Genomic DNA, 21,979 nt, shown 5'->3' on the forward strand with positions numbered 1-21,979 from the left:
ATTCTCGCACCAGGCCCGCGCTCTTGCCAAGCGGCCGCCCTGGAACGAGACTTGCACAGTGATGGGCGCCGCCCCGGCGTCACGATCCAGCCCGACTATCAAGACGTTCGAGAGTCGCCCGTCATGAGTTCCAGAGACAGATCGACGACGCCTGATCGATCATCCGACCACCACGGCTTTTCCCGGCGGCTGCCGGTCGGAGCCGAGGTTCAGCCCGGGGGCGGCGTCCACTTTCGGGTCTGGGCGCCGTTGCGGCGGCGAGTCGAGGTGATCGTCGAGCCGAAGCAAACCTTCGAGCTGAGCCCGGAAGCCGACGGCTATTTTTCCGGCTTCAGTCGGATCGCGGGCGTCGGCTCGCGGTATCGCTACCGGCTGGACGGCGAGAACCGTTTCCCTGACCCGGCGTCACGGTTCCAACCTGAAGGGCCGCACGGACCGTCGCAGGTCGTCGATCCCTCGTCGTTCGCCTGGACCGACGCGAGCTGGAAAGGACTGACCCTCACGGGCCAGGTGCTCTACGAAATGCACGTCGGCTCGTTCACGCGCGAGGGGACGTGGACCGCCGCGATCGAGCGACTGCCCAGGTTGCGCGAGCTGGGCGTCACGACGATCGAACTCATGCCGGTGGCCGAGTTCGCCGGAGCGTTCGGCTGGGGGTACGACGGGGTCGACCTGTTCGCCCCCTACCATTTTTACGGCGAGCCGGACGACGCGCGGCGGTTCGTCGACCGAGCCCACGCGCTGGGCCTGGGGGTGATCCTCGACGTGGTCTACAACCACTTCGGCCCGGACGGCTGCTATCACAGGGCCTTTTCCGACGATTATCTCCACGTCGATCGAGCCAGCGGTTGGGGCGACGCCTTGAATTTCGACGGCCCCGGCTCGACGCCGACGCGCGCGTTCTTCATCGCCAACGCCGGCTATTGGATCGACGAATTCCATTTCGACGGCCTGAGACTCGACGCGACGCAAGCGATCCACGATTCATCGTCCGATCATATCATCACCGCGATTAGCCGGCGGGCTCGCGAGGCGGCCGGCGCGAGGTCGATCCTGATCTTCGCCGAGAACGAGCCGCAGAACGTGCGGCAGATCCGCCCCGAGAGCGTGGGGGGCTTCGGCCTCGACTGCCTCTGGAACGACGATTTCCATCACGCCTCCCGGGTCGCGCTCACGGGCCGAGCCGAAGCGTACTACGGCGACTACCTCGGCACGCCCCAAGAGCTGATCTCGGCCGTGAAGTGGGGCTTCTTGTTCCAGGGCCAGACGGTGAAATGGCAGCAGAAGCGGCGGGGCACCCCAACGTTCGGCGTCCCTGCGGCGCACTTCCTGGTCTATCTCGAAAACCATGACCAGGTAGCCAACTCGGCGCGAGGGCTACGGCTCATAAACCTCACCAGTCCAGGTCGATACCGGGCGCTCATGGGCCTCTGCCTGTTGTCGCCGCAGACCCCCCTGCTCTTCCAGGGGCAGGAACTCGGCTCCCGCCGGCCGTTTCTCTACTTCAGCGACCACCACGACGAGCTAGCGAAGGCCGTCTGCGAGGGGCGTCGCGAGGAGCTTGCGGGGTTCCGGAGCACGACCCATCCCGAGCTTCTCGACTACCTGGCCGATCCGGGCGCCGAGTCGACCTTCTTGGCGACGAAGCTGGAAGAACCCGCCGATTACCGACGCGTTCCGGAATTCCTGCTCATCCAAGACCTCCTCCAACTACGACGCGACGATCCGATCTTCCGCGCCCAGAAGTCCGAGTCCATCCAGGGCGCGGTGATAGGTCCCGAAGCGTTCGTGCTGCGATATTTCGGCGACGCGGACGACAGTCGGCTGATCGTGATCAACCTCGGCCGCGACCTGTACCCGACCGCCAACACCGAGCCGCTCCTCGCCCCGCCGCCCGGCATGGACTGGTCGGTGCTCTGGTTCAGCGAACATCCCCGGTACGGCGGTTCGGGCATCCCCCCGCTCGAATCCGGCCAACCCTGGCGCATCGCCGGACACTCGGCCGTCGTCCTGAAGCCGAGCCCCGCCCCCAGCCGCCCCGACGACCCCGGCATGGGAACCGCGGCGATCGAGGACTACGACATCCACCCGGCGCTTCGTGCGCGTCGTCGAAGCGAATGAGACCTCGCGGCGTCGATTTCACGGCTTCTTGGTCGCCGCGTCGAGCGGCCTGTCGCCGAACGCGGCGCGGGGAGGCTGCGCCGGGACCTTGAGATCACGTCGAAGTCGTTCCAGCTCCCGCTTCAGCTCCGTCACGACGCCGGAGTTCGCGGGGTCGTCGTAGACGTTGCGCAGCTCGCGCGGATCGTTCTGAAGGTCGAACAGCTCCCAGGCGTCGAGGTCGGGCGTCGAGAATCTTACCAGCTTGTAGCGGTCGGTGACGACCCCGTGATGGGGGCGCACGTGATGCGGCTCGGGGTACTCGAAATACTCGTAATAGAAGCTCTTCCGCCAGTCGGTCGGGGCCTCGCCTCGGAGGATCGGGACAAGGCTTTTCCCCTGGACGTCGGCGGGCGCGGCGACCCCGGCGGCTTCGAGGAGAGTCGGCGCGAGGTCGATGATCGAGACGAGATGCGCGTCGACGCGGCCCGCCGCGACGACCCCCGGCCAGCGCACCAGGAACGGCGTCTTGAGCGATTCCTCGAAGATCCAGCGCTTGTCGAACCACCCGTGTTCGCCCAGGTAGAACCCCTGATCGGAGGCATAGACCACAATCGTGTCGTCGGCCAGGCCCTCGTCGTCAAGGTATTTCAACATCCGTCCGACGCTCTCGTCGACGCCCTTGACGCACCCCAGATAGTCATGCAGATATCGGTTGTACTTCCATCGAATCAGGTCGGCGCCCTTGAGGTCGGCCTTGCGAAACGCCTCGTTGCGCGGCTTGTAGTACGCATCCCAAGCTTTGCGCTCGTCGGGCGTGAGCCGCTCGGGGCTATCGACGAGCTTGAGATCGTCGTCGTTCATCGTCTGGGCGATCGTCATGTCCTGGTCGCGCTCCGCGAGTCCGCGGCCCGAATAGTCGTCGAACAACGTCGGCGGCTCGGGATAGCGACGGTCGCGGTCATGCCCCAGATGCCGCACGGCGGGCGACCACCGGCGATGCGGCGCCTTGTGCTGACACATCAGCAAGAACGGCTTCGAGCGGTCGCGGTTCTTCAGCCAGTCAAGCGAGACGTCGGTGATGACGTCGGTGACGTAACCGTCGCGGCGGGCGGTCTTGCCCTGCTCGATCATCGGCGGATCGTAGTAGATCCCCTGCCCCGGCAGGATGCACCAGTAGTCGAAGCCCGTCGGGTCCGATCCGAGATGCCATTTGCCGACGACGGCCGTCTGGTATCCCGCCCCCTTCAGCAGCTTCGGGAACGTCGTCCGGCCGCCGTCGAACCGGCTGTTGGTGTTGTTGTAGAAGCCGTTGATGTGGCTGTACTGGCCAGTGAGCACCGAGGCCCGGCTCGGCCCGCAGATCGAGTTCGGAACGAGGCAGCGGTCGAACCGTACCCCTTCCTTCGCCAGCCGATCGATGTTCGGCGTGTTCAACAGCGCGCGAGGATCGCTGTAAGCGCTTACCGCCTGATACGCATGATCGTCCGAGAAGATGAACAGAATATTGGGGCGTCGTCCGGGCTCGTTCGCAACCGCCGAGAGTGCGGGCGAAAGCACGGCCAGGGCGAGAATCAACGAGCGGCGGACGCCGGGCGGAATCTGGATCATCAGCGCGTACCTCGATCTCGGATGGACTCGCGGCGACAGGAGTCCGCCGATTATACAAGGGCCGAGTCAGGTCTCCACCAGCAACGCGACCGGGAAGTGGGCGAAGACTTCACCGGCGGCCAGCACGGTCGTCCCATCGCGGACGGAGCTTGTGACGATCGATCCCGTAAACGCATCCTGATATCGAATTCCCGGTTCGATTCCTGGCAGTTGCAGAGTCGAATCGCCCCAGACCTCTGGCCCCACGGGGAGGTCGCCGTCGAAGGCGAGGCGGGTGCTCAGCCGAGGCGCGGCGATGATCGCCGACTCCGAGCCGTGGCTGCGATGGAACGCGAACAGCGAGGCCTCGCAACGACCGACGGCCGCCAGGGCGCGATATTCACCGATCGCGAACAACTCGGGCGACCGCTTGCGGGCGTGAAGGGCGCGCCAGTTGACGTAGAGCTTGGCTCGGCCGTCGGCGGGCCCGGCCGAAAGCTCGCGGGCCAGCCCGGCGCGATCGTCGCCCGCGGCGTCGTGGCGGCGGGAAAGTTCGTCGAGCATCTCGGCCCTTCGGGCGTAGTCGACGGGGCGCCGGTTGTCCGGATCGACGAGGCTGAAGTCCCAGATCTCGGTTCCTTGATACGTGTCGGGCACGCCGGGCATGGTGAGCTTCAGCAGGGTCTGCGCGAGTCCGTTGATCCGGCCGTGGCGACTGATCATCCGCTGGAACGGGAGGAAGTCCTTGAAAAACGCGGCGTTCTTCGATCGGTCTAGGATCGCGACGATGAACTTGTCGACGGCCGCGTCGTACTCCTCGTTCGGGTTCTGCCAGCTCGTGTGAACCTTCGCCTCATGGATCGCCTTGGCCATGTACGCCCGAATGCGGTCGCGGAAGTCGTCGAACGCGGCGGCGTCCATTTCGTCGGTGGGCCAGGCGCCCAGTAGTGTTTGATAGAGCAGGTACTCCTCGTTGTGCTCGGGGACGCCCGCGTCGTCGACCTGGGCGCGATGGCGGATGTTCAGCTCCGACCACCTCACGAAGGCGTCGAACCAGGCGTCGGGGATCTCCGAAAGCACGTTGATCCGAGCGCGGACGTCTTCGCTCCGCTTGGTGTCGTGCGTCGACAGGGCGGAGAGCGCGTACGGAAAGCGACGAGCCCGCCACGCGTTCCATTTGTGGAGCGAGGCCGGCGATGCGCCAAAGCGGTCGGGTTCGCCCCCGACCTCGTTGAGCGAGGTCAGGCGATTGTAGATATAAAACGTCGTATCCTCGATCCCCTTGGCCGTGACCGGCGCGGTGACCTGCTGAAACTTGCCGGCGAAATCGACCTGTTCAGGTTCGTTCTCCGTCAAGACCTCAGGAGTTTCCGACCGGTCGAGCAGCACCCGACGCTGGAATTCGAAGACCGAGCGGCTGATGAGCGGATTGCGCCGGATGGCCGTGCGGACAGCGCGTCCCACCAGCTCGCGGTCGCGTTCGCCGACATGAGTCCGCGTGATGTAGCTGCGATAGACCGGGAACGCCGCGATCACCTCGCGCAGCGCGGTCCGCAGCGCGTTGTGAGTGAAATCGCGGGCCCGGCGATCGCGCAGCGCGATCCGTTCAAGATGGTACGCCAGCACGTGAAGCTCGCTGGAGAGCGAAGCCTCCATGATGAGTTCCTTCTTGGCGTAGACGAGGTCCTTGTAGGTCGTGTCGTCGCCGATCAGCTCGTGGTACTGTCGCGTGAACCGGCTGGCGTTCGACGTATCGACGAAGAGGCCGTTGATCCGGTTGAGCGCGTCGTAGCCGGACGTTCCGTGCGTCGGCCAGTCTTCGGGGAGCGACTCGTCGAAGCCGAGGATCTTCTCGACGACCACATACAACCAAGGGGGCCATCCGGGCCCCGGCGCCGACGCGGCCGTCAGCTCGCGAAGCAGCGGCTCGACCTCGGCCCACGGCGGACTCTCGGGGCTCGGGCCCTCTTCGTGTCGGCGCCGGGCGGTAAGCAGGACGAACGTCTCCTGAAGCCGCTGGAGATAGGTGAGCGGGTCGAGCAGACCATCGGGATGGTCGATCCGCAGGCCGATCGCGCCGTGGCTCGCCACGATCTCGAGCACGAACTGATGGGTCGCGCGGACGACTTCGTAACGGTCGGCGCGGAGGGCGACCAGGGCGTTGATGTCGAAGAACCGCCGGTAGTTGATCTCGTCAGAGGCTACACGCCAGTAAGCGAGTCGGTACGGCTGCGCTTCAAGCAGCGCGTCGAGCGCGTCGAAGCTGCGCGGATCGCCGGGCGCGCCGTTGAGCGTTTCGAGGACCGCCGATACGGCCTCGGCGATCGCCGGCTGCTCGTTCAGGAGGGCCGAGAGCCGTCGCTTGACGATCTCCTTCTCGCGGTTCCGCTCGGCGACTCGGGCCGGATCAGTCTCATTGTGAGCCGGCAAGTTGCGCGAGGCCGTGAGGATGCTCTGGAACTCCAGCGCGCCGGGATCGTCGACGCCGAGAGCCGAGGTGATCGGCTCGATCGCGGGCTCGAGAATCGCCTGATAGCTGTGGGGATCGAGCGGAAACCGATGCTCATGATACTGGATATGGAATGCGCCGGCGTCCTGACCGAGCCGCAGCTCACCCTGTTCGAGAACCTCGCCGTAGAGGCCGCCGAGGAACGGCAGCAGCACGCGTCCTCGATTCTCGGGACGGGTCGGAGCAGCCCAGTCGATGTCAAACCGCCCGGCGAAGATCGACGCCTGGCCGTTTTCCAGCACGTCGTTCCACCAGGGATTCTCGTTGCCGAGTATCCCCATGTGGTTGGGCACCACGTCGAGGATCAGGCCGAGGCCGTGCGCGCGCAGGGTCTCCAGAAGTTCGGCGTGCTCGGCCTCGGTCCCGATCTCGGGATTGAGCTGGCTATGATCGGTGATGTCGTAGCCGTGGGTGCTCCCGGGCGCGGCTTTCAGATAGGGTGAGGCGTAACATTCGGTGATCCCCAGCTTCGCGAGGTAAGGGACAACGGCCTGCGCGTCGCGGAACTTGAAACCGGCGTGGAACTGGAAGCGATAAGTGGCCGTGGGCACGACCCGCCGCCGGCCGATCTCGTCGAGCGCGGCGGTGAGCAATTCCTTGACGTAGCCGACCTGAGCGTCGCGGTTCGCGGACTCGTCGAGCGTCATGCTCGGCGCGGCCGCCGAGGCGGGGGCGCCTGCTGGCGTTTCCATATTTTTACTCCCAATTCATTTGGGTCGTCCGGTCGCGGGCGAATCGAATCGTAGAACGCGCCAGCGCGAAGGCCATCAGACTTCGCGGGACGGCGTCCGCTGCGACGACGGCACCGGCGGCGACGGCTTCCTCGCCTCGCGGCGCAGCGCCTCGGCTTGCGATCGCGAGACAAGCGGCTGAGTCTCCGTCGTATCTCTCGTCAGGAAAACAACCATCGATCGATCGCGCAGATTGTACACCGCGCCCCCCTTGCAAGCGACCGTTTCCTGTACGTCGTCGTAAGTGTCGATCGAACGCTCCCAGATTTGATCGGGCTTGGTCTCGGGCAAGGTGAACGGGATGGCTTCGTGATGGGCGTTGAGTAAGATCAGCGCGGTGTCGTCGACGATCGGCTCGCCGCGCTCGTCGACGTCGTCGATGATGTCGCCGGCCAGTCGCACGCCCAGGCACTTGACGTAGCCGCGGTTCCAGTCGTCGTCGGTCATCTCGGTTCCCGTCGGCTCCAGGAACGAGATGTCCTTGATGTCAGAGCCTCGAAGGGCCCGACCCTGGAAGAACTTGCGACGCTGAAAGACGGGATGTTCACGCCAGAGTTGGGAGAGGGTCTGGGTGAATCCGAGGAAGTCGCGCTGCGCGTCGTTCAGTTCCCAGTTGAGCCAGGTCAGTTCGTTGTCCTGACAGTAGGTGTTGTTGTTACCGTGCTGAGTGTGGCCGATCTCGTCGCCGGCGAGTAGCATGGGGACGCCCTGCGAGAGCATCAGCGTGGTCAGGAAGTTCCGCTTCTGGCGGCTGCGAAGGGCCAGAATTCCGGGATCGTCGGTCGGTCCCTCGACGCCGCCGTTCCAACTGTCGTTGTTGCCCGCGCCGTCGCGGTTCTCCTCGCCGTTGGCCTCGTTGTGCTTCTCGTTGTAGGAGACGAGGTCCTCGAGCGAGAAGCCGTCGTGGCAGGTGATGAAATTTATGCTCGCGTACGGCGCGCGGCCGGTCTGCTGATACAGGTCGCTCGACCCCGCCAGCCGGGAGGCGAACTCCGAGACCGTGCCGCCGTCTCCCTTCCAGAATCGGCGGACGTTGTCGCGGTACTTGCCGTTCCACTCGGTCCATAGAACCGGGAAGTAGCCGACCTGATAGCCGCCGGGCCCCACGTCCCAGGGTTCGGCGATCAGCTTGACCTGCGATAGGATCGGGTCTTGATGGATGATGTCGAAGAAGGCGCCCAGGCGATCGACCTCGTACAGCTCGCGGGCCAGCGTGCTGGCGAGGTCGAACCGAAAGCCGTCGACGTGCATGTCGACCACCCAGTACCGCAGGCTGTCCATGATCAATTGCAGAACCTGCGGATGGCTCATGTTGAACGTATTGCCGCAGCCGGTGAAATCCATGTAATACCGCGGGTCGGGGGCGAGCCGATAATAGCTCACGTCGTCGATGCCGCGGAACGAGAGCGTGGGGCCGAGTTGATTGCCCTCGGCCGTGTGGTTGTAGACGACGTCGAGAATCACTTCGATCCCCGCCGCGTGCAGCGACCTCACCATCATCTTGAAGTCGCGCACCGCCGTCTGCGGATCGGGAGTCGTCGCGTACCTCGGTTCGGGCGCGAAGAAGCCCAGCGTGTTGTATCCCCAGTAATTCACCTGGCCGCGATCGATCAGGAATCGATCGTCGATATAATAATGGATGGGCAGCAGCTCGACGGCCGTGACCCCGAGACTGAGCAGATGCTGGATCGCCGCCTCGGAGGCGATGCCGGCGTACGTCCCGCGAAGCTTCTCCGGGACCTCCGGCATGAGCTTTGTGAACCCCTTGACGTGCAGTTCGTAGATGAACGTCTTGTGCCAGGGAGTCAAGGGGGGCCGGTCGTCGCCCCAGGTGAACGAGGTGTCAGCCACGGCGGCCAGAGGTGCGAACGCCGCGCTGTCGCGGTCGTCGAAGCTCAGGTCGGCGTCGGGACTCTGGAGCTGGTAGCCGAACAGCGAATCGTCCCACTTCACGTCGCGGCCGATCGCCTTGGCGTAGGGATCGAGAAGAATCTTGTGCGGATTGAACCGATGTCCGTTCTGCGGCTCATAAGGACCATGCACCCGGTAACCATAGAGCTGGCCGGGGATGATGTCCGGAAAGTAGCTGTGCCAGACCCGGGAAGTCTGCTCCTGCAACGGAAAGGTCGCCGACTCCTTCACGTCGTCGGGACCGTCGAACAAGCAGAGTTCGACCCGAGTCGCGTTCTCCGCGAACAGACTGAAATTCACTCCGGCTCCGTCCCAGGTCGCTCCAAGTGGGAAAGGTCGGCCAGGCCAGACGCGCATGGAAAATAACCCCGAGGATGGTGTGCCCGCGGAAGTGGTGGGAGCCCGGGCTCCAGCACCGTTGCTGGTGTCGACTTCCGGGACGCGGCGATGAATCACCAGCAAATCGCGTACCAAGCGCATGGCACGTGGCGGCTTCGATTCCGATCCCACAGGCGTCGTGGCTATCGACGACTTGACGCGACGCCTGGGAGGGCGGCGAGTGCGAAGCGCCCTGCGTCTTGGCGCGATGCTCGACGACCGAGATCGTGAAATAAGAACGGGGAGCGGAGGCTCCCCGTTCACGAAACCGCAGGCGAAGGCAGGGGAGACGCCCCCCTGCTCGCCAAGTACCGCATGCGCCGTTCAGACGTGGTGGGAGGTTCGCGACCGACTTGTGCGGCTATGGGGAGGAACCATGAACCTCGGCCCGCGCCAGAGCGACGGCTGGGGCGACTTCGTCGGCTTGGCTTTGGACGGAGACTGGCACCACCACTTGCGGGAGAGTTGGCGGAAACGGAAGGCCGCGGCCGCCGCCACGACCAGGCTGATCGGTACGCCCAAGGTCGCGCGCTCGACCTGGCCGGAGTGCTCGTCGTCGCCTCGGGCCGCTTCGTCCGGAACGCCATCGCCCCCCCCGGTGCGGGCGAGCACCATCGAGTCGAGCCAGCTGCCGTTCGCGAGGGCTTCCAGACCGTCCTCGACGCCTCGGAACAGCCAAGGGCTGACGCTCCGCGCGGCTTCCGCCAGGCGATCGGCTTCGAGCAACGCCAGAGCGTCGGCCTGTACGCCTTGCTCCTCGCCGTCGGTGCGCCGGAGTTCGTCGTCCAAGGTTCCTGGCTCTGTGAGGTTCGACTGCTTCTCGCTCGTATCCTTCTTTACGAGCAAGCCGTCGGGACTGCGAATCTGACCATCGTCGCCATACGCCGCGGCGGGGAGGATTCCCGCGATCAGGCCCCGGCTGCTGTCGGCCAAGGCGAGGAGCCCGCCGGAAACGGTCGGACCGACGACCGAGAACGCGTCATTCCGCGCCGAAGGTCGTCCGACCAACGCCGCGCCGACCGTCACCGTGAAACTCGACGGCAGCGTGCTGATCGAGACCGGTCCCGCCACGGTGGAGAACGGAGCCGGCCCTCCCGAGCCCATCGGACTGCCGTAGGCGTCCGGCGTCACCGCTCCACCCATCCGCAAGCTGAGCGCCCCCGCCGACCCCACGGCGTTGCCGATTTGGAACGCCTCGTTCAGGTCGACTTGCAGCTGCCAGCCGAAAGCCACGGACTCCGGACCGACCGCGCTCAATCTCAGCACGTACACGCCCGGTGCGAGGGGCGTGTTGAAACGACCGTCGGGGTCGGACTCGATGACCACCGTACCATCGTCTTTCACCAATTGCGCCCGAAGCGTGCCTATCGAGACGTCCGTTGTGAGCGAGGCGGTGCCGCCGAGGGGAACTATGAACCGATAGGTGATGTCGCCGCCGCTGGCAAGGACGGCCGTTCCAACCGCGCCGACGACGTTGTCGTGGAGCCTGGTAAGCCCCAACGGGATTCCGCCGCCATCCCCAGACGTCCCGGCGGGAGGTGCCTGGATCGTCCAGGTCGCCAGTACATCAGCCGGAAGGTCGGCGGCGACGGGCGTCAGGCCGATCAGGTTGGTCAGCCCACCCTCCCGCGGGACGACCAGGCTGTACTCGCCAGGCGTGAGCGGCTGTGAAAAGTAGAATGTAAGCTTGCCGAATCGGGCATCCGCCACTGGCCCAAGAAACACCGGGAAGAGCTGCCCCTGCTGATCCCGGACGTAAAGAGAATCTCCCTGCAAGCTATTCGGATCGATAGCGTCGGAGAAGGAGATCGTGAACCCGGTCGGGCTCGCCGACGTCGAGTCGTCCCGCTGCAATTCGAACCCGGTGACCTCCGTAGACGAAGTGAGCGGATCGGCGACGACTTCAAGATGGAAAGGCCCGCCGGTCTGAGATCGGGACGAGATGCCGGGTTCACCGGTCCTCGGATCGTAACCCCCGGGTTGCCCACCCAGGTTTCCGACTCCGGAAATCCCGACGTAGTAAACGCCGGGTTTGAGCGCCGAGAACATGTAGGGATCGCCCACAAGCGTTCCCAGTCCCGTGCCGGAGTCGCTGGCCTTCAGCGCTCGCCCCTGTTGATCGAAGAGCGTGATCGCGGCCTGGAGCGTGCTTCCGATCCTCTGGGCGTCGAGTTGCAATCCCAGCCGCCAAAGCGGCTGATTCGTCCCGAGTGTAATCTTGTAGAGCGTGACGCCAGTGCCCCCTCGTATATCCAAGTACCCCGGGATGGTCTGGATGTTCGACCCTATCGCGCCCAGGTCGACGGCGTCGTCGAGGGTCGGCGCCTTGCCCATGACCTGAAACTCGGAGAGCGTCTGGTCCTCCATGTAGTTCCACGATCCATCATCGAGAAGTCGCGAGAGCGACCTATCCCCCCCGGCGAGTACGATCCGATACCGGCCCGGCGCGAGCGGGCTCGCAAACGAGATCGTCGCCGTGTGCGCCGTGGAATCCTGGATGACCACGGAAGGGTTTGAGGAGTTTTGGATAGGAAAGGTTTCGCCGTTCGAGCCGACCCCAACAAGGAAGACGCTTCCATCGCGCCACCAGGTGTCCACCGACAACGTGGAAAGCCTTGCATCCTTCATTTCGACGATGATCGTCTGGGGGGCTGAGCTGACCGAGAAGGCCTGGCCGTCGCTGGGAGAAACCGAGATCTTGTCGAGAGGCTGGATCTCGGCCGCCGTGGAGCTGACGGTCGACGTCTCGGCTGCCGTATTCCCCGATTGCGAGGGAGCGGTCGGTGTGACAACCGATATAGACATGACTTGCCGGCGTTCGAGCGTCTCGAAGGCAAGGTCGCAACGAACGACTCGAAGGTGCATCGTGATGAAAGAACGACTCATGGCGTCACCAACGGCAAAAGGATGAAAAATCCAAGCGAGTGAGTTTCAGGTCGCCGCTTTCAGGTCGAGGTCTCGGCCTGGCACCGGGCTACAAAATCGAGGCCCCGACGCCAGAGTGCGATCAGTCGTCACGTTCTCGAGCCGCTCCGGGATCTCATCCTCCCGCTCAACGTTGTCGCAGGGGCGGCCTCGAGATCCCAGTTGATCGTCGCCCGATTGATCGCCCTGATCGGGTGGAACACCGATTTTCTAGCGACCCGCGCCACGGTGACGAGGACCGCCGGGTACGACGGCACGACCGGCAGCGCCGGGTCGGACGTCGGCCCCACCATGAAGCGCATCCAGGCGAAGGGCGGAGGTATCGAGAGTACTGATCCACCTTGCGCGTGTCCGTGGTCCGTTCCATACCCCGGTAGGGTCAGGGCGTCCCCCCTACCCACGATCCCTCCCAGCACTACCAGCTCTTGCGAGCCAGCCGACGACTTCATCGACGAGAGCCCTCCCCCCACGTCGGCCCGTTGGGCGACGGTCGAGTAGGGTATAGGAACCGCACCCAGCGCCTGAGATCCGAAATTGACCTGAAGTGCGTAGCTGCCGGTCGTGGTATTGGCAGCGTTCCCGCTGACCTGGATGAAGTAACCGCGGCCAGTGACGGCAGGCAAATTCGCCAGCCACGCAGTGCCGCCGAAGCCTTGACTTACGAACTGGCCGAGCATATTCAGCGAGGAGTCGTACACCGTCAGCTTCGGACTCAGCAGACTCAAGCCCCCGGCTTGGGCGACCACCGTGAGATTTCCCGTGTTCGTGGGCGGAGCGGTCACCCAGAACCACTCGGTTTGTCCATACGTCGTGAGGTTGAGGTTCGAGAGCGTAAATTGGCCATTGGACCCCATCGACGAGTCGAGGGAGGCGGCCCAGAAGTAGTAGGCGTTGTTGTTGCTGTTGATGTTGTACGCGTCATACTGACGCGCCCCGTACACCGACTGAATCCCCGAAGTGTCGTCGTTCGTCAGGTTCTGCTTGATCCCGTTATAGTAGGCGTACATCACGGCGTTGCTGATTTGCGAATGGTTCATGCCGAGCGCATGGCCGAACTCGTGGATCGCCACGGTTTCGAGGTCGAAGCTCGAATTGATCCGCCAAAGCACCGTCGAGTTGATGACGATGTCGCCGGCCGCCGTGCCGCCGTTGATCGGTGGCGGCGAGAAAGCCGCGCCCAACGTGCCGTCGGCCAGCGGAATCGCGCTGATCCGGATGTCGCCGAACCGCGAATCCCCCTGCTGGTTACCGCTCACCCCGAGCGGCAACCCGTTGTCGCTGACCCACACCAGGTTGACGTTGGCGACTTGCTGCCAGACCGCGGCGGCCTTCAGGAACTGATTCTGCCAGTCGGACATGTTGGGGATCACGGCGGTCAGCGACTGGAAAAGCGTGCTCGGCGTGCCGCCGATCGAGGTGCCGTCGGGCACAAGACTGAAGGTGATCCGATTGCCGTAGGTCCAGGCGGCCCCCATCGTGGCATAAAGCAGGAGCCGACTCTCCAGCCCTTCGAGCTGCGGGCGGGATCTTCGATCTCGGGCCGATGGTTTCCGACCGCGTGACTGCCCTATCATGGGTTCACTCCCTTAGGTGCTGGGCCCAGACCGATCGCACACTTCCACCTCTAACGAGCCTTCGGAGTTCTCTGCACGACCGCCCCACCGATGAGCCCCTACGCACCCCTAACCCTCTCGACCTGGAAGCTTTCAATTGAAACCTAGGTCTTATTGATTGGCTTGCGAGCGGCGATGCAAAAAAGCCATGCTCGACTCCACGTTCGGAGTCGACAGTCTTAGTCTTACTGATGGTGTTGATCGGTGGTGGCGGCGACAAAACGAACGACGGCCTCAGGACGCCATCGTCATGGGCTCTTGAAACAGAAATTGCGATTGGTAATGGCTGAATCGTCGACTGGCAGGAAGTAGAAACGGAGCGCGAAGCTCCTGAGCAAATTGTAGAACATCGCGCGGGCCGGTGAGAACCCTTTGATGCGATTTTTCGACAAAGTCGGAAATGGGCAAAAACGACAACGGCGGCCCCGCTCTGGTTGAGCGACGCCGCCGGCCGTTCTATGCTGGACATAGAATGAAACGCTCACCGCGAGTCGGTCAAGTCGACCGGTTCGCGGCAAACGTCAATTTGTGCACGCCTCAATCAATATTGAGGAGCAGCTTTGATCGGAGCCTGAGGAGCCGGGGCGTACTGGGGGGCCGGGGCGATCTTGGCCGGAGCCTGAGGGGCCGGGGCGATCTTGGCCGGAGCCTGGGGGGCCGGGGCGATCTTGGCCGGAGCCTGAGGGGCCGGGGCGATCTTGGCCGGAGCCTGAGGGGCCGGGGCGATCTTGGCCGGAGCCTGAGGGGCCGGGGCGATCTTGGCCGGAGCCTGGGGGGCCGGGGCGATCTTGGCCGGAGCCTGAGGGGCCGGGGCGATCTTGGCCGGAGCCTGAGGGGCCGGGGCGATCTTGGCCGGAGCCTGAGGGGCCGGGGCGATCTTGGCCGGAGCCTGGGGGGCCGGGGCGATCTTGGCCGGAGCCTGGGGGGCCGGGGCGATCTTGGCCGGAGCCTGGGGGGCCGGGGCGATCTTGGCCGGAGCCTGGGGGGCCGGGGCGATCTTGGCCGGAGCCTGAGGGGCCGGGGCGATCTTGGCCGGAGCCTGAGGGGCCGGGGCGATCTTGGCCGGAGCCTGGGGGCCGGGGCGATCTTGGCCGGAGCCTGGGGGGCCGGGGCGATCTTGGCCGGAGCCTGGGGGGCCGGGGCGATCTTGGCCGGAGCCTGGGGGGCCGGGGCGATCTTGGCCGGAGCCTGAGGGGCCGGGGCCACAACGTAAGGAGTTATCTTGGACGGCGCCTGGGCGGCAGGAAGGACCTTGCCCGTGGCGACCGGAGTCGATTTGTGGAACAGTTGGCCCGAGACACTCAGGGCAACAACTAGAACCGCACTGGTCATCGCGAAGTCCTCTGTGATGAGTGAGGTTGTCGGTCGACGTCTCGATCGACTCGGTGAGCTAACATTCCCCTGATGGATTGGTCACGGCCGATGAGTGACAACGTCCGATTGCCAACACCACCGCCCTGTCGTTCTTCACTCCCCTTCCCCTTTAAAAGGGACGGGTGGTGAATCTTGCCCCCCTTCCGTGTCAGGAGACAAGGCACGAAGGCCCTCGGTACGGTGGCGGAAGCCTCAAGCCGGTCATCTTGGCCGACTCTAGCTCTCCACCCCAGGGGTGGCCATTGCAGGTTATCGGCATCCACTACCCACTCGTTTACTCAAGTTGGGAAAATCGAGAGCATGCTGGCTTGAGGAACTCTAGGGGCTTTGACGAGTTTCAAGAGGCTGGGTGTTTACAGATCGCGAATTGGATCGTCCCCCGACGGCTTCGAAGCCGAACCATCATGAGGCCGTTAAGGAGCCCACAGCATTTGCGAGGGGGCGGTGGAACCTGGGCCGTCGGACCGACAAGGTGGTCAACTCGGCGGCTCGATCTCACACAAGGATTCAGCGTCATCAACACTACACCGGTATTGGGAGGCAGCATGCGTATCGGCATCCGGCTTGGCGGTGCGATGTTCGGAATGATTGTCACCATGATGGGGACGATTGCCCGGGCGGACTCCGCTGAGCGAGTCGTGGCCATCCCGCTAGGAGGCTCACTCGAATCGCAGAGCGGCGACCATCATTATGGGGTCTACGTTCCGACGCGGTTCGGGGGCGAGCTGACGATCAAGGCGACCGAAGGAAAGGTCGAGGAGATCAAAGGTCCCAACGGCGTGGTTCGGACCAACGGGCAAGACGTCGGCGTCGATCAGCACGGATGGTTCACGTTCCGGATCGTGGGGGCGAAGAAGCCGTTCACGGTGGAGACGAAGTTCATCCAGACGGCGCAGAGCGCGAAAAAGCCCTGGAACTTCTATTACTGGCCGACGAAGGCCGATGCGCTCCACGAGCCCTGGGCCGGGGGGAACGCTCGGGTCGACACGGTCGAGGTCAAGGGCGACGACGTCCTGCTGCACGCTCCGGGGAGCTATATCGAGCCGGGCAAGGACATCATCCTGGCCGGCCCCAACGGCCTACTGGAATCGCTGCCGGCCGCCGGCGACGACGCCACCTGGTTTCCGAATCTGTACGACGATCTGTACTGGCTGGGGCCCAAGAACACCCTCTTCCAGACCCCTTCCCCGATGCTGAAGTACGACCAGCTCTTTGGCACGTCGGCTCGCCAGTGGGAGGCGCGCTACAGCCAGAACAACGACATCAGCCGGTGGCCCGGCCACTGCCTCGGCGGCGCCGTGGCGTCGATCGCCTTCAATGATCCGGTCCCGGCCCCGGGCTCGGGCATGACCAAAGACGAGTTGAAGGCGCTGTACGCCGAGCTGGGCGAGAACCATCTCAACCACCGGATCGGCGACTACGCCACCGACATCCCTCCCGGTCCTCCCCGTCCCGGTCCGGACGAGACCGACTGGAAGGTTTCGCGGGTTCACGCGATGCTTGAGACGCACATCCGCGGCGAGCGGATCGCGCTTCTGGCCAACATGCGGGCGTTTCCGCCCCGGGGAACCCCGAGCGAGGTCTGGAACCAGGCGATCTACAAGTACACCGCCAACGTCAAGGCGATGCCCGGCCGCGGCCCCCGCGCGGTGCTGATCGACATCCAGGTTCACACCAACTCGGGCTCGTCGCTCAACGGCCAGGACGACAAGGACCGCGTGGTCCAGTATCAGTACAGCCTGGTCTACGGTCTTGACGGCAAGGTCGACGAGTCCAATCCCGCCGCGGCCGACTGGATCTCCGTCGGCGGCGAGGCCCTGTACGCGCCGTTGAACGTGCTTCAGGTTCTCGACTCGCAGTGGGCCGGCCACAACCCGTACGTGAACCTCGCCAACGTCCAGTCGCTCGACCTGGCCAACGGCGGCGGACGCGACGCGCGGTTCGCCGGCAAGCGTCCGGACTTCCTCCCGGTCGCTCAGTACGAGGCTGGACGGGCGCCTCTGGGCGGCAACACCCCCATGTTCGCGTCCGGCAACGAGCAGCCCGACCCCTCCCAGGGTCCCCGACGCTCCGGCGGGTTCTTCCGGACCATGTTCGGACGCTGAGCCTTCGCGACGGATCGCGGCGGCGCCCCCCCCTCCCCTCGGAGTTAGCTGAGTCCGACCTGAATCCCGCGCCTTCCTTTCACCCGGTCGAGTCGTCGGTCCCATGACCACGGCTCGACCGGGTGTTTTCGCGCCCGCCTCGACGCCCTAGCGGCCAGCCGCCGCGCCGGAACTCCTTCGAATCCGGCCGTCTCTTCGATTTCGTTATTTTCGTCACTGCTGTTCAAGTCCCCCGCCGCGTCCGCCGATCTTCCTTACTAGAGAAAGAGCGGGCCGACCAGGCGACGTCCTGAAGAACGGCTGGAACGCTCCGACCGAGACTCGGATCTTGCTCTCCACGCACAACAGCCAACGATGATTCGCGGGGTCGTCAGCCATGACTCAAACCGAACTCCTTCCCGAAACCACGACAAGGCGGCCCGAGCGGGACGGACGCCGTTCGGACATGGTGCTGATCCAGGTCCCCGACGTCCGCGTTCACCGCGCCCGGATCGAGCCGGGCCGAAGCCGCAACCAGCCCCACGGATTCGGCCGGCCCGTCGGAACCCGACGGCCCCGCCGACGTCTCAAGCGCGAGATCCGCGTGGCGGCCTTCGCCGGTCTGGCCTTCGCTCCGATCATTCTGGCGGCGAGCGTGTGGTGCCTCCACCCGTCGCGACCGCTGGCCGCCGCCGAGGTTGCGACGACCTCCCGGCCGATCGACGAGCCCGATTCAACGCCGGCCGCGGTCCTGATCTCGATCGAACCGACCGTGAGCGCGAACGAGTCCGAGACCGAGACGCCGGTGGTCTTCCCCGGTTACCTCCTGCCCGACGACCATCGCGAGGAGCCGGTCCATGAAGGAAGTTGACGAGGCGCTGAGCCGGGCCTACTCCCAGAGAACTCAGGCGAACTCCTCCACCGGGGTTCCCCCGTCCCCTCACTGGACGTCGCGAAAGCCCGCCGACTCCGACCGCGCGCCGGCCGACCGGCAGGATTCTTCGGAACGCGGCGGGCGAAGCCGAGCAACCAAGCCGCTCGGGCTGCCCGCTCCTGGCCTCGGTCACGGCTCGGGGATCGAGATCCAGTGGCCCGACGTCGTCGAGGAACTCGAACGGGCGTGGGGCGATCGTTTCGAGAGCCTGGCCGACCGGCTTCTCGAAGTCCGCGCCCGGCGGAACCTGAAGGTCATCCTCTTCACGAGCTGCCATCGGGCCGAGGGTCGGACCACGCTGGTTTTGACGCTCGCCCGGGTGTTGGCGCGTCGGCCGCTCAAGACGCTTCTGGTCGACGCGGATCTCTCGGGGCCGATGCTGGCCCGCAGCCTGGGCGTCCGGCCGATCGTCGGCCTCGACGACGTGGTGGAAGACGGCCAGGCGCTCAACGAGGCGTTGATCGAGAGCCCCGACGAACGACTCTGGCTCTTACCGATGCGGTCGGCCGTGTCGCGCCCCCGCGAATTTCTGTCGAGCGCCGCGTGGTCGTGCGCGATGGCCCGGTTGCGCCGCGAGTTCGACCTGGTGCTGATCGACGGCAGTCCGCTGTTCACCGGGCTGAGCGCGGCGGTTCTGCACAACTCGGTCGACGCCGCGGTTCTGGTTCACAACAGCGCGACGACCGGCCAGCGCGCGATTCTCCGGGCCCAGGAAGTCCTCGAAGCCGGCGGCGTCCCCCTGCTCGGGCTCGCCGAGACGTTCGTCTGACCTGAACGAGCCGCCCCGGGCCACGAGCGGAAGTTGGAGACTCCGTGTACGAAGAGCACTACGGACTGGAGCACCGACCGTTCGGGGAGACCGTCAGCCCGGGGTCGTACGTCGCGCTGCCGACCCGCGACGCCGCGTCGCGCCGGCTCCGCTACGGCCTCGAACACGGCCTGGGGCCCGCCCTGCTCTACGGACCTTCCGGATCGGGGAAGACGCTGTTGACGCGCCGGCTCGCGCTCGAGATGGGCGTGCCGACGGTCCATCTGACGTTTCCCGCCATGCCGGCCGTCGATCTCTTGACGTTGCTCGCTGAAGGTCTCGGCGCGTCGGTCCTCGAAGTCCCGACGATGTCGGCCGTCCTCCGCCGGCTCCGCGAGGCGCTTTCCGATCATGCGTCGCGAGGCGTCCGACCGCTGCTGATCGTCGACGAGGCCCAGGCGATCCACGAGCCCGCCGCCTTCGAGGTCCTTCGGCTCCTGCTCAACTTCAACACCCACGGCACGCCCGACCTGTCGCTGCTGCTGGCCGGGACGACCGAACTGCTCCTCCAGGCCCCCGCCGCCCTTCTCGACCGGTTGACCGCCCGCAGCCTGCTCGCGCCTTTGACCGAGGCCGAATCGGCGACGTACATCGAGGGCCGGCTGTCGGCCGCCGGCGCGCGCGAGCCGCTGTTCGCGTCTGACGCCCTCGCCGACCTTCACCTCGCCGCCCTCGGCGTCCCCCGCCGCCTCAACCATCTCGCCGACCTGTCGCTCCTGATCGCTTACGCCGAGAGCCGGCCCCAGGTCGACCCCCGCATCGTCGCGATCGCCGCTCGGGAGTTCCACTGCGACCCCCTGGCGGCCTGATACGATGCAATCACGAAGAACCCTGACAGCCGGCGACGGCTTTTCGGCTTTCTGGTAAAGTCGGGCTCTCACGCGGCACGGACGCTGCGTAATACGTGATAGACACGTCGGGACGCCGTGCGAGGCTCGCCGAGAATACGCGACCAGGAGCGCAGGGATGGATCGAACAAATTCCAGGGGACAGAGCGCGCGGATCGTCGGTCGAAGGCTCATCGGCCCGTCGCTCCTGGCCCTCGCCTGGCTCGCCGGACTCGCGACTTTGCGGGCGACGGCCCAGAACGCCGGGGCCGATCCCGATGGCGGCGTTCAGGTTCTGACGCGTGGGCCGGTGCACGAGGCATTCGCGGTCCCCGTCATGAACGATCCCAAGGCGGGCCTGGTCATCCCCAAGTCGCCCCCCGCGCCGGTCGAGGAAATGCCCCCTGACGAGAAACCGAGCGGCCCGAACGTGCAGTGGATGTCGGGCTACTGGAGCTGGGACGACGCCCGCAACGACTTCATCTGGATCAGCGGAATCTGGCGCGAGCCTCCCCCGGGCCGGCAGTGGGTCCCCGGCTACTGGAACCAGGTGGCGGGCGGATTCCAGTGGATTCCCGGTGCCTGGATTCCCGTCGGTCCTCAGAGAGCGGCGGGCATTCAGGCCGGCTCAGCCCTGGCGCAAGGGCAGGCCGAGTACCTCCCCGCGCCCCCTGCCAGCCTGGAACTCGGCCCTAACAGTCCGTCTCCCTCGGCCGACGTTTTCTGGAGCCCCGGCTGCTGGTACTGGCAGCAGACCCGCTACGTCTGGCGGCCCGGCTTCTGGGCAGCCGTTCAACCGACGTGGGTCTGGGTCCCCGCGCACTACGTCTGGACCCCCGGCGGCTGCCTGTTCGTCGAAGGCTACTGGGACCTTCCGCTGGCCGACCGCGGAATGCTCTTCGCGCCCGTCTATTACGCCCAGCCGGTCTACCTTCAACCGGCCTACGTCTACACGCCGACGATCACCATCGCCACGCCGGGCCTGGTCGCGAACCTGTTCGTCCAGCCCAGCTACAACCATTACTGCTTCGGCGACTACTACGACCAGCGGTTTCTGACCGCCGGAATCTTCCCGTGGTTCTCGCTCACCTACACCTCGGGTCCGCGTCCGCCGGCGTACTACGACCCGTTGTTCACGTTTTACGCCTCGGTCAACGTGCGCCGGGACCCTGGCTGGGCCGCGCACTGCCGCGAAGACTACAACCTCCGCCGCGACAACATCGCCATGCGGCCTCCGCGCACGTACATCGAGCAAACGCGGATCGTCCAGAACAACATCAACATCACGAACAACGTCACCGTCATCAATCGAGGCCGACCGGGCGGCACCAACCCGGTGATCGGCCGGCCGATCTCGCAGGTCGCCGCGCGGCAGGCCGAGTTCGGGAACGCGCGGATGGAGCGATTGAACGCCGAATCGCGACGGCAATGGCAAGCGCGGTCGCAGCAGATGTCCGAATTCCGCGCGCAGCGAGCCGGTCTCGAGCGCAAGGAAGGGCCCCCGCCGAACGGCGAGCGGACGGCCCAGGCGCAGCCGCGTCCGCGCCCGTTCACGATGCCGAACTCCCCCGTCGCGGCCCCGCTCCACGACCATGCTTCGGCCGGTCAGAATCTCGGCCCGCAGAGGCGTCCCCAGCATCAAGCGTCCACCGCCGGCCCGGCACAGCCCGCAATTCCCCGCCATCTGGATCAAGCCCAGGCGGCCAGCCCGGCGCGCCCTCCGCACGCGGATCGTCCCGGCCCCGCGCAGCCGAGAATCGCCCACCAGGACGCCCGCCCCGCCGTCCGAAACGCTCAGCAGCAGCCACCTCACGCATCGTCGCCGAAGCCCGATGCGCCTCGCCACGCCACCCAGGCGGATGCGGCTGGGCCCAACCTGCACGCACCGCCTCAATACACCCATCGCCAACCGCCGCCCTTGCCTCGTCCCACGGCGGCGGCGGCCGCCGCGCGGCGCGAGGCACCCCGGGCCGCCCCCGCTCCGCGTCCCGTTCCCGCCGTCCGACCCGCGCCTCCTCGTCCTGGAGAAGCCGCCGCCGCCGCGCGCCGCGAGCGTCTCCAGAACGAGAAAAAACCGTGATCATCCCCGACGAACGGTGCCCCACCTGGCCGTGATCGTCCGCCCGTCCTGTTCCCAGCTAGTGCCCATCTGGATATCATCAAAGACCTCCGCCCCCCGGTCGACCACGATCCGG

General features: G+C 65.6%; 12 protein-coding genes. 7 read left to right on the forward strand and 5 right to left on the reverse strand.

Features of this window, described 5'->3' with window-relative positions; translation table 11 throughout:
- Positions 1-123: 123 nt before the first annotated feature.
- Positions 124-2,121: a malto-oligosyltrehalose trehalohydrolase gene (treZ, locus tag BSF38_RS11985; protein ID WP_083713861.1), complete on the forward strand. Its 1,998-nt coding sequence runs from the start codon at positions 124-126 to the stop codon at positions 2,119-2,121.
- A gap of 18 nt (positions 2,122-2,139) precedes the next feature.
- On the opposite strand, the gene BSF38_RS11990 is transcribed toward treZ, so the two are convergent.
- From BSF38_RS11990 to BSF38_RS12005, 4 genes are all read right to left on the reverse strand, one after another.
- Positions 2,140-3,711 carry a sulfatase family protein gene (locus BSF38_RS11990; protein WP_076345885.1) on the reverse strand — a complete coding sequence of 524 codons (1,572 nt, stop codon included), beginning with the start codon at positions 3,709-3,711 and terminating at the stop codon, positions 2,140-2,142.
- A gap of 66 nt (positions 3,712-3,777) precedes the next feature.
- Positions 3,778-6,891, reverse strand: coding sequence for a malto-oligosyltrehalose synthase (gene treY, locus BSF38_RS11995; RefSeq protein WP_210405714.1), 3,114 nt, complete (start codon positions 6,889-6,891; stop codon positions 3,778-3,780).
- Positions 6,892-6,966: 75 nt separating this feature from the next.
- Complete coding sequence (gene glgX, locus BSF38_RS12000) at positions 6,967-9,198, reverse strand: glycogen debranching protein GlgX (RefSeq protein WP_076345887.1); 2,232 nt, start codon at positions 9,196-9,198, stop codon at positions 6,967-6,969.
- A 345-nt stretch (positions 9,199-9,543) separates the two neighbouring features.
- The gene (locus tag BSF38_RS12005; protein ID WP_145952086.1) at positions 9,544-11,586 is read right to left on the reverse strand and encodes a hypothetical protein; all 2,043 of its coding nucleotides are present in this window, start codon (positions 11,584-11,586) and stop codon (positions 9,544-9,546) included.
- 130 nt (positions 11,587-11,716) lie between these two features.
- Here BSF38_RS12005 and BSF38_RS30685 point away from each other — a divergent pair, with 130 nt between their 5' ends.
- Positions 11,717-12,130, forward strand: a complete 414-nt coding sequence (locus BSF38_RS30685) for a hypothetical protein (protein WP_145952087.1) — start codon at positions 11,717-11,719, stop codon at positions 12,128-12,130.
- Positions 12,131-12,233: 103 nt separating this feature from the next.
- Here BSF38_RS30685 and BSF38_RS12010 read toward each other — a convergent pair whose 3' ends face one another.
- Positions 12,234-13,718, reverse strand: coding sequence for a matrixin family metalloprotease (locus BSF38_RS12010; RefSeq protein WP_083712891.1), 1,485 nt, complete (start codon positions 13,716-13,718; stop codon positions 12,234-12,236).
- A gap of 2,009 nt (positions 13,719-15,727) precedes the next feature.
- Here BSF38_RS12010 and BSF38_RS12020 point away from each other — a divergent pair.
- The 5 genes from BSF38_RS12020 (at position 15,728) to BSF38_RS12040 (ending at position 21,864) form a co-directional block, all read left to right on the forward strand.
- A complete protein-coding gene (locus tag BSF38_RS12020; RefSeq protein ID WP_237170858.1) occupies positions 15,728-17,236 on the forward strand; it encodes a hypothetical protein in 1,509 nt (502 codons plus the stop codon).
- Between the two features lie 445 nt (positions 17,237-17,681).
- The gene (locus tag BSF38_RS12025) at positions 17,682-18,086 is read left to right on the forward strand and encodes a hypothetical protein (protein WP_145952088.1); all 405 of its coding nucleotides are present in this window, start codon (positions 17,682-17,684) and stop codon (positions 18,084-18,086) included.
- On the forward strand, positions 18,073-18,918 hold the full coding sequence (locus BSF38_RS12030) for a CpsD/CapB family tyrosine-protein kinase (protein WP_076345897.1): 846 nt from the start codon (positions 18,073-18,075) through the stop codon (positions 18,916-18,918). The genes BSF38_RS12025 and BSF38_RS12030 overlap by 14 nt, the downstream gene beginning before the upstream one ends.
- A gap of 44 nt (positions 18,919-18,962) precedes the next feature.
- Positions 18,963-19,766, forward strand: coding sequence for an ExeA family protein (locus BSF38_RS12035; RefSeq protein ID WP_076345899.1), 804 nt, complete (start codon positions 18,963-18,965; stop codon positions 19,764-19,766).
- A gap of 157 nt (positions 19,767-19,923) precedes the next feature.
- A complete protein-coding gene (locus tag BSF38_RS12040; protein ID WP_076345901.1) occupies positions 19,924-21,864 on the forward strand; it encodes a YXWGXW repeat-containing protein in 1,941 nt (646 codons plus the stop codon).
- The last annotated feature ends 115 nt before the right edge of the window (positions 21,865-21,979 follow it).

Source organism: Paludisphaera borealis, assembly GCF_001956985.1.
GTDB classification, from domain to species: Bacteria; Planctomycetota; Planctomycetia; order Isosphaerales; family Isosphaeraceae; genus Paludisphaera; species Paludisphaera borealis.